The sequence below is a fragment of the Ruegeria sp. P8 genome (assembly GCF_056534665.1).
Map to the genome: position 1 here is coordinate 1 of NZ_JBQERC010000038.1, position 6092 is coordinate 6092.

Annotated in this window: 7 protein-coding genes; 4 read left to right on the plus strand and 3 right to left on the minus strand. The window is 57.5% G+C overall.

Translation table 11 applies throughout. The features are described 5' to 3' along the window. The 3 genes from ACR0BZ_RS19505 to ACR0BZ_RS19515 form a co-directional block, all read right to left on the minus strand. A partial coding sequence (locus ACR0BZ_RS19505) for a GTP-binding protein (protein WP_036223564.1) occupies positions 1 to 91 on the minus strand: 91 nt, incomplete at its 3' end. A gap of 132 nt (positions 92 to 223) precedes the next feature. After that, positions 224 to 793 carry a hypothetical protein gene (locus ACR0BZ_RS19510; protein ID WP_480483738.1) on the minus strand — a complete coding sequence of 190 codons (570 nt, stop codon included), beginning with the start codon at positions 791 to 793 and terminating at the stop codon, positions 224 to 226. A 96-nt stretch (positions 794 to 889) separates the two neighbouring features. Then, complete coding sequence (locus ACR0BZ_RS19515) at positions 890 to 3238, minus strand: DNA topoisomerase IV subunit A (RefSeq protein ID WP_480921050.1); 2349 nt, start codon at positions 3236 to 3238, stop codon at positions 890 to 892. 201 nt (positions 3239 to 3439) lie between these two features. Here ACR0BZ_RS19515 and ACR0BZ_RS19520 point away from each other — a divergent pair, with 201 nt between their 5' ends. The 4 genes from ACR0BZ_RS19520 to ACR0BZ_RS19535 all read left to right on the plus strand — a co-directional run bounded on the left by ACR0BZ_RS19520 (position 3440) and on the right by ACR0BZ_RS19535 (position 5818). Then, on the plus strand, positions 3440 to 4069 hold the full coding sequence (locus ACR0BZ_RS19520) for an SH3 domain-containing protein (RefSeq protein WP_480921051.1): 630 nt from the start codon (positions 3440 to 3442) through the stop codon (positions 4067 to 4069). A gap of 69 nt (positions 4070 to 4138) precedes the next feature. Beyond that, positions 4139 to 4966 carry an SDR family NAD(P)-dependent oxidoreductase gene (locus tag ACR0BZ_RS19525; protein ID WP_267364210.1) on the plus strand — a complete coding sequence of 276 codons (828 nt, stop codon included), beginning with the start codon at positions 4139 to 4141 and terminating at the stop codon, positions 4964 to 4966. A gap of 76 nt (positions 4967 to 5042) precedes the next feature. Continuing rightward, on the plus strand, positions 5043 to 5246 hold the full coding sequence (locus ACR0BZ_RS19530) for a twin transmembrane helix small protein (protein ID WP_209506337.1): 204 nt from the start codon (positions 5043 to 5045) through the stop codon (positions 5244 to 5246). Beyond that, on the plus strand, positions 5246 to 5818 hold the full coding sequence (locus ACR0BZ_RS19535) for a cob(I)yrinic acid a,c-diamide adenosyltransferase (protein WP_480483742.1): 573 nt from the start codon (positions 5246 to 5248) through the stop codon (positions 5816 to 5818). The genes ACR0BZ_RS19530 and ACR0BZ_RS19535 overlap by 1 nt, the downstream gene beginning before the upstream one ends. Positions 5819 to 6092 lie beyond the last annotated feature (274 nt).

Genomic DNA, 6092 nt, shown 5'->3' on the forward strand with positions numbered 1-6092 from the left:
CTGCGGTCAGCGTCGTCTTGCCGTGGTCAACATGCCCAATCGTGCCGATGTTGACGTGCGGCTTATTACGCTCAAACTTTTCCTTTGCCATTCCTCAGGCGCCCTTTTGCGATTTGGGGGACCCTTGGTCCCGGGTTACTATCTGCGCGCGCGAGATATTTGGTTCAAAGGGGAAAATCAAGCACATCCTGAGGGAAATGCGCTTATCCCGCCGGATTTTGCGTCAGCTATCGGAATCCGGCAGTTCGATCAGGTCAGGCCGCTTGTCGAACCAGCCATTCTCTTTGTGTTCCTCAGCCAGCCATTCTTCGATTTCGTCAGCGACTTTCAACGATAGTCCGCTCAACTGCTCTTCCTTGGTTCTGACCCGCCCTGAACCAATAAGGGCTGTTTCTTTCGTAGTATCTTCAAGAACAGTGAACTGTTTTTGCTTAGCCAAGAATTTCTTCGTGTCGTAGTCATAAACATTAACGAGTACGATCGCTGCACTTCTTGGATTGTAAACAACGATACCCGGCGGCCCCAACATATAGCCTTCAAGGCTTATACCAATAATGTAACGCTGTGAGCCCTCATACCGCCCTAATCGAATGTCGATGGCTTGCTCCAAAGCGTCTGTCCATTCTTGCGGAGTAGCATCCCTGGAAATCGGCCCCTGTTTAGCGTTGTCTGCAAACGAAACTATCTTCACGAGGCGAAATTCCCCCAGTGACTCGGGCGGTTCATAAACCTGTGTCTGGGTGCAAGCGCCCATCAGGGCCAATCCGGTGATCAGGGTCAGAATGCGCAACATATCTCGTCTCGATAGGCCTGTTTTTCTTTGGTCTAGCGCACCGATACGGGTTGTGCCAAGCCGTATCGGTGGATTTCTACCGCAACCGGGGCCGGATCACGAAAACTTATAGTCCTTCGGGAAACCATAGGGTGGCTTTTTCCCTACGCTGGCGCGCTTGGACAGCCATTGGGACATATCTGCCTCATGCCGGGTCTTGTCGCCCCCCATGGACCATTTCAGGCCCTCCTCCCAGTTGAAGGTGGTGATGTCTGACAGACCGCCATCCAGTTCCAGCGTCCCCTGCCGCCCGCGAGCCATATTGTATTTTTGCAAACGCACACCCTTGCCGCGGGTCATTTCGGGCAATTCCTCGGTCGGGAAGACAAGGAACTTGCCGTTCTGCGACACGATTGCAACGTGGTCGCCCTCGACCGGTTTGCAGATCACTGCAGTTTCGTCGTCCTTGACGTTCAGCACCTGCTTGCCGTTTCGCGTCTGGGCCAGCACGTCATCTTCGGGCACCATGAACCCGTTGCCCGCATCCGAGGCCACCAGCAGCTTGCGCCCTGGTTTGTGAATCAGGATATCGATGATCCGTGCTTCGTTCGGCAGGTCGACCATGAGGCGCAGGGGTTCACCCATTCCCCGCCCGCCGGGCAGGTTGGCCGCGCTGACTGTATAGAACCGCCCGTTCGAAGCGAAGACCAGCAACCGGTCGGTCGTTTCCGCATGGAAGATAAAGCGCGGCCCGTCGCCATCCTTGAACTTCAATTCACGGGTCAGGTCGATATGACCGGTCATGGCGCGAATCCAGCCCATCTGAGAACAGACGACCGTGATCGGTTCGCGGTCGATCATCGCCTCAAGCGGCACTTCGTCGACCTCGCCCGCTTCGGCGAACCGCGTGCGGCGCGCGCCGCCTTCGTAATCTTTGCCGAAGGTCTTTTTCGTCTCTTTCAACTGCTCGGCAATCCTGGCCCATTGCAGGCCTTCGTCGGCCAGCAGGTCTTCGAGGTTGGCACGTTCCAGCATCAACTCATCGCGTTCGCGGACCAGCTCCATCTCTTCCAGACGACGCAGACTGCGCAGGCGCATGTTGAGGATCGCGTCAACCTGAACCTCAGACAACTCGCCCTCACCCGGTCTGGGTGAGACATAGTCGGCCTCGCTGGTGGCGCGGATATGGTCAATCCCCCAATCCTCGCGCATCAGCGCGGCTTTGGGGTCGTCGTCATAGCGGATGATGTCGATCACACGGTCGAGGTTCAGGAAGGCAACGATAAAGCCCTCCAACACTTCCAGCCTGTGGTCGATCTTGGCCATGCGGTGGCGCGAGCGGCGGATCAGCACCTCTTGCCGGTGGTCCAGGAACGCGCGCAGCACTTCCTTCATCGAGCAGACCTTGGGCGTCACCCCGTCGATCAGCACGTTCATGTTCAGGCTGAACCGCACCTCGAGGTCCGAGTTGCGATACAGCATGCCCATCAGCACCTCAGGGTCCACATTCTTGGAGCGCGGCTCGAGGATCAGACGGATGTCATCGGCGGATTCGTCGCGCACGTCTGCCAAGATCGGGATTTTCTTGGTCTGGATCAGCTCGGCGATCTTCTCGATCAGCTTGGACTTCTGAACCTGATAGGGAATCTCGGTGACGATGATCTGCCACTGACCGCGCCCCAGATCCTCGACCTCGTACTTGCAGCGCAAACGGAACGAACCGCGTCCGGTGCGATAGGCTTGCGCGATATTCTCGGGCGGCTCGACAATCACACCTCCGGTCGGGAAGTCAGGGCCCGGCACGTAGTTCAGCAACGTGTCATCGCGCGCGTCCGGTGTCTTGATCAGGTGCAGACATGCATCGCAGAGTTCCGAGATGTTGTGCGGTGGGATATTCGTCGCCATCCCCACCGCGATACCACTTGCGCCATTGGCCAGCAGATTCGGGAACTGTGCGGGCAGCACGACCGGTTCGGTCAGCGTGCCATCATAGTTGTCGCGGAAATCAACGGCGTCTTCGTTCAACCCTTCCAGCAGCGCTTCGGCCACGATGGTCATCCGCGCCTCGGTATAGCGCGAGGCTGCCGGGTTATCGCCGTCGATATTGCCAAAGTTCCCCTGCCCGTCGACCAGCGGATAGCGGACGTTGAAATCCTGTGCCAGACGCGCCATCGCGTCATAGATCGCGGCGTCGCCATGCGGGTGATAGTTGCCCATCACGTCGCCGGAAATCTTGGCAGACTTCCGGAAACCTCCGGTTGCACTGAGTCGCAACTCTCTCATCGCATAGAGGATTCGGCGGTGAACTGGCTTCAACCCGTCCCGTGCATCGGGCAGCGCCCGGTGCATGATGGTGGACAGCGCATAAGTCAGATACCGCTCACCAATCGCACGGCGCAGCGGTTCCGCCACCTCGCCCCCACCTGTGGGGGCCTGCATGTTGGGGTCATCGATCGTATCGTTCATATATGATGTGATACGACGCAAGTGCGCCTTGGTAAAGCGAGCAGCACATAAATTGCTGAGGAAAAGTCGTGCTTTTTGCAACAGGGGGAGACACCGTGTTGTTTTCCCCCATTTTTCGACTCGTCACCCAAAATATGCTAACATCTCATCAATTGATTTGCTGCCATTTGTTGATGTTACGATTGCTTTGGGGGATGCGCCATGACGCGCCTGATACTTGTTACCTTTGCCGCGCTCGGCTGGACCTTTTACGTGATGAGCGGTGGCCCTGATTTTGAACCGCGCGGCGTGCGCCCTGCCAAACCGGAACGCGTGGCTGTCGTGGCAGAACCGGTTGCCCCGGTCGTTGAACCTGCACCTGTCGAAGATTTGGTCACCCGTGCTGCGGTCAAACCCGCTCTGGTGGCTCCACCTGTTGCCGAGGCGGTAACCCAGTTGGGTGAGACCGAAACAAAGGCCCTCCTCTCGCAGGTCGCGGCTGGCTTGAAGGCCAATCCCTCGCTGTTCCAGGACGAAAGCGTGACCCTGACCCTGGCATCATTGGAACAGGGCGTAAGCGCGCTGGAGCAGGTGGTCACCGACGCCGAGCTGCCGGCAATCGAACTGCCCACGCCAGCCGAGGCCCCGAAGGACATCCGCGAAATCTCGGGCACCCGGGTTAATCTGCGCGATGGGCCCGGTACAATCTATCCCATCATCGGTAAAGCCGCGCTTGGCCAACAGGTCGAGGTCCTGAGCGATTCCGGCACCGGCTGGTTACGCCTGCGCGTGTTGCCCGCGCAACAGGTCGGGTGGATTTCAGCATCACTTGTCCGGAAAACATCAAACTGACGCCCGGACGTCATTGCCCTGCTGCAAACCCCGCCCTAGCTTTTGGCTGGGTTCAGCTTCGGAAGGCACATGCAGAAATCGATTCTTATTACGGGATGCTCGTCGGGCATTGGTCTGGACGCAGCACACGGAATGCGTGCGCGAGGCTGGCGTGTGTTTGCATCCTGCCGACAGCAGCGCGACTGTGACCGCCTGCGCGCGCAAGGGTTTGAAAGCCCCAGAATCGACTATACCGAACCCGACAGCATTTCCTCGGGATTGTCATATGTACTTGAGGCAACGGGCGGAACTTTGGACGCGCTGTTCAACAACGGTGCGCACGGGCTGCCCGGTGCGGTTGAAGACGTCCCGACAGACGCTCTGCGTCATATCTTTGAAACCAATGTCTTTGGATGGCACGAGCTGACCAGACAGGTTATTCCCGTCATGCGCGAGCAGGGCCACGGCCGTATCGTGCAATGTTCCTCGGTACTTGGTCTTGTCGCCTTCCCCTGGCGCGGCGCATATGTGGCCACCAAATACGCCATCGAAGGACTGACCGACACCTTGCGGCTGGAGCTGCGGGATACAGACATTCAGGTCGTTTTGATCGAGCCCGGCCCGATCACCTCAAAGCTCAGGGAAAAGGCAATCCCCGTGTTCGAAAAATACATCGACTGGGAAAACTCGGCCCTGCGGGAAAAATACGAAGGTTCGCTGCTGAAGCGGCTATATGAAAACAGCGCGCCCGACCGGTTCGAACTGCCCGCCTCTGCTGTCACCGACAAGCTGGCCCATGCGGTCGAGGCGCGACGCCCCAAACCACGCTACTATGTGACCACCCCGACATATGTCGCAGGGGTTCTGCGCCGGATTCTGCCCACAAAAGCCACGGATCGCATCCTTTCGGATATCTGAGACGTTATTTCCCGTTCGCTTTTCGTCACCTTGACGCTAGATGGGGATAATCGAAAAAACCGGACGGTGACTTTAAATGGACCCTTTAATGGTCATTCTGCTTCTGGCCATGGCGGCGGTTGTCGTTGTGTTAGCCCTGGGCATCGCGAATTTCGGCAAAAGCGGCATGGAAGCAGCTAAGAAAAGCAACAAGATGATGCGCCTGCGTATCCTCTTTCAGTTCATCGCCGTTATTTTGATCGTGCTATACGTCTATCTACGCGGGCAAGGAGTACAGTAATGGTTGTGCTCAACAAAATCTACACGCGCACCGGCGACGATGGCAAAACCGCTCTGGGCAATGGCGAGCGTGTGGCAAAGTATTCGGGCCGCGTTGCCGCCTACGGAACAGTGGACGAGCTGAATTCTTTTGTTGGCGTGGCCCGTACCGAGGCCGAAGGCAAAGTCGATGCCGCCTTGTCGCGGATTCAGAACGACCTGTTTGATCTTGGCGCGGATTTCTGCCGCCCTGAAATGGAGAAGGATGCCGAAGCGGACTATCCACCGCTGCGAATCGTATCCGCTCAGATCGACCGGCTGGAAGCCGAAATTGACATCATGAACGAAACACTGGAACCGCTGCGCAGCTTCATCCTGCCGGGCGGTTCGCGGCTGGCCGCGCATTTGCACGTGTGCCGCACCGTATCGCGTCGCGCCGAGCGGTTGGCGGTCGAGTTGACGAATATGGAACCGGTTAACGATGTGGCCGTCAAATATCTCAACCGGCTAAGTGACTGGTTTTTCGTCGCGGCCCGGTGCGCAAATAACGATGGCAAGGACGACGTGCTGTGGGTTCCCGGCGCAAACCGCTGAATATTTCCCTGAAAATAAGCGCAATGCGGGCAACAATCTTGCGTGCCTCAAGGTAAAAAACTGCAAAACGCGACGTCCCGACGCGACGACGTGACGATTTTGCTCTGTTTTGCGGGTGCAGCAGACGTTATCAAGTCCGACGAGAGCATTGGTGGAGTCGCCTTCGCGGCTTGCCGTTTTTTGAGGAGAAAGCGCTACAATGAAGGTACTGGTACCTGTCAAACGCGTGATTGACTACAATGTGAAGGTCCGCGTGAAAGCGGACGGTAGCGGT